Source organism: Faecalicatena contorta, assembly GCF_021531995.1.
Classification (GTDB): Bacteria; Bacillota; Clostridia; order Lachnospirales; family Lachnospiraceae; genus Dorea_A; species Dorea_A contorta_A.
In genome coordinates, this window is the sequence record NZ_JAFBIZ010000192.1 from 1 (window position 1) to 2,742 (window position 2,742).

A 2,742-nucleotide genomic window follows, 5' to 3' on the forward strand; every position below is an offset into this window, starting at 1 on the left:
ACTAAATATAAATTGTGTTGACAAAAAGAAAAGAGAGTGCTATTTTATATCTAGAATCTTTCAGCACTCTCTTTTGTTGAGTGCTAACAATATAGAAATCAATAAGGAGGCTTATATTATGAAATTAGTACCATTAGGCGACAGAGTTGTTTTAAAACAGTTAGTAGCAGAAGAGACTACAAAGTCAGGAATTGTGATTCCTGGACAGTCAAAGGAAAAACCACAGCAGGCAGAAGTTGTGGCAGTTGGACCTGGAGGAACAGTAGACGGAAAGGAAGTTACAATGAATGTAACTGTTGGACAGCAGGTTATCTACTCTAAATATTCCGGTACAACAGTAGAACTTGATGATGAGGAATATATTGTTGTAAAGCAGGATGATATTCTTGCAATCGTAGAGAAGTAATAAAACCACAGACATAATAGATATCATATAATTTTTAGGAGGAATGCAATTATGGCAAAGGAAATCAAATACGGCGCTGAAGCCAGAAGAGCTTTGGAAGCAGGCGTAAATCAGCTTGCTAATACAGTTAGAGTAACACTTGGACCAAAAGGACGTAATGTTGTTCTTGACAAGTCATTCGGTGCTCCGCTGATTACAAATGATGGTGTGACCATTGCAAAAGAAATTGAGCTTGAGGATGCATTTGAAAACATGGGTGCACAGCTGATTAAAGAAGTTGCTTCCAAGACCAATGATGTGGCAGGAGATGGAACAACAACAGCTACCGTACTTGCACAGGCTATGGTACATGAAGGAATGAAGAACCTGGAAGCAGGCGCTAATCCGATCATTCTTCGTAAAGGTATGAAAAAAGCGACAGATGTTGCAGTTGAGGCAATTGCAAAGATGTCCAGTAAAGTAAAAGATAAAGACCAGATCGCAAAGGTTGCATCTATTTCCGCAGGTGATGAAGGTGTTGGCCAGATGGTAGCAGACGCTATGGAAAAAGTTTCTAACGATGGCGTTATTACAATTGAAGAATCCAAGACCATGAAGACAGAGCTTGACCTGGTAGAAGGTATGCAGTTTGATCGTGGATATATTTCTGCATATATGGCAACCGATATGGATAAGATGGAAGCAAATCTGGATGATCCTTATATTCTGGTTACAGACAAAAAGATTTCTAATATTCAGGAACTCCTTCCGGTATTGGAGCAGATTGTACAGAGCGGTGCAAGACTTCTGATCATCGCTGAAGATATTGAAGGAGAGGCGCTTACAACTCTGATCGTTAACAAGCTTCGCGGAACTTTCAATGTAGTAGCTGTTAAAGCACCGGGATATGGGGACAGAAGAAAAGAAATGCTTCGTGACATCGCAATCCTGACAGGCGGAGAAGTAATCTCTGATGAACTGGGAATGGATCTGAAGGAAGTTACTCTTGATCAGCTTGGACGTGCAAAATCTGTAAAGGTTCAGAAAGAAAATACGGTTATCGTTGATGGCATGGGTGATAAAGCTGCAATTGCTGACCGTGTTGCACAGATCAAGGGACAGATTGAAGAGACCACATCTGATTTTGACAGAGAAAAATTACAGGAAAGACTTGCAAAACTGGCAGGCGGTGTAGCTGTTATCCGTGTTGGTGCTGCTACTGAAACTGAGATGAAAGAAGCAAAACTTCGTATGGAAGATGCTCTGAATGCGACCAGAGCAGCCGTAGAAGAAGGTATTATTTCTGGTGGCGGATCTGCTTATATTCACGCTGCAAAAGAAGTTGCAAAGGTTGCGGAAACTCTGGAAGGTGATGAGAAGACAGGTGCAAAGGTTGTATTAAAGGCACTGGAATCTCCGCTGTTCCACATTGCAGCCAATGCAGGACTCGAGGGTGCTGTGATTATCAATAAAGTAAGAGAATCTGAAGTGGGAACCGGATTCAATGCTCTGACAGAAGAGTATGTTGATATGGTTGAGACAGGTATTCTTGATCCGGCAAAGGTTACAAGAAGTGCACTTCAGAATGCAACAAGCGTAGCATCTACATTGCTGACAACAGAGTCTGTTGTGGCTGACATCAAGGTAGATACACCGGCTATGCCGGCAGGCGGCAACCCGGGAATGGGAATGATGTAACAGATTATAAACTTTTTGAAAACTCCTCTTATGAGGAGTTTTCTTTTTGTCATGATATGTGGTACAATGGCAGTAAGTATAATAAGCTTGGAGGAAAAAACCATGGATGACTTTTACACAGAACAATTGATTAAAAAACAGACAGGCATGAAAGATCTCATGATCAGAGCGCTTCTTGTCGCGCTTACGATCGTATCCGTGTTTGCCATATTCATGTTCTCATTTGGACTTCTTATTACAGTAATCTTAATCATTGTTGATGTTATTATGTTCCGCAGCATGAATGTGGAATATGAGTATTTATTTGTAAATGGAGATCTTGATATTGATAAGATCATGAATAAGTCGAAAAGAAAACGACTTCTTTCCGTAAGTTTAGATCAGTTGGAGATTCTTGCGCCGGTAGGAGCAGTGGAACTGATGCAATATAAAAAAGCAAAAACCTATGATTATACATCAGGAGAAGGAAATGCAGATCAGTATGCGCTGATCGTATCAAATGGAGGGGAGATCAAACAGATTATATTTGAACCCAATGATTCAATTATTGAAGGATTTTTTATGAAAGCCCCCAGAAAGGTGATTCGCAAATAGATTGTACAAAAATAAAAAAAGAGTCGAAATCTGTTGACAACAGTCAGTGAAATTCGGTATTATAG

3 protein-coding genes are annotated in these 2,742 nt (G+C 40.3%); all 3 read left to right on the top strand.

Going from position 1 to position 2,742, the window contains the following annotated elements; translation table 11 throughout:
• Window positions 1-118 precede the first annotated feature (118 nt).
• A complete protein-coding gene (locus JQM82_RS14950; protein WP_235251199.1) occupies window positions 119-406 on the top strand; it encodes a co-chaperone GroES in 288 nt (95 codons plus the stop codon).
• A gap of 51 nt (window positions 407-457) precedes the next feature.
• A complete protein-coding gene (gene groL, locus JQM82_RS14955; protein ID WP_235251200.1) occupies window positions 458-2,083 on the top strand; it encodes a chaperonin GroEL in 1,626 nt (541 codons plus the stop codon).
• Between the two features lie 102 nt (window positions 2,084-2,185).
• On the top strand, window positions 2,186-2,677 hold the full coding sequence (locus tag JQM82_RS14960) for a DUF6106 family protein (protein ID WP_235251201.1): 492 nt from the start codon (window positions 2,186-2,188) through the stop codon (window positions 2,675-2,677).
• Window positions 2,678-2,742 lie beyond the last annotated feature (65 nt).

Coding starts and splice junctions, on each gene's coding strand:
- JQM82_RS14950 (WP_235251199.1), top strand. CDS start 119: ATGAAATTAGTACCATTAGGCGACAGAGTTGTTTTAAAACAGTTAGTA.
- groL (WP_235251200.1), top strand. CDS start 458: ATGGCAAAGGAAATCAAATACGGCGCTGAAGCCAGAAGAGCTTTGGAA.
- JQM82_RS14960 (WP_235251201.1), top strand. CDS start 2,186: ATGGATGACTTTTACACAGAACAATTGATTAAAAAACAGACAGGCATG.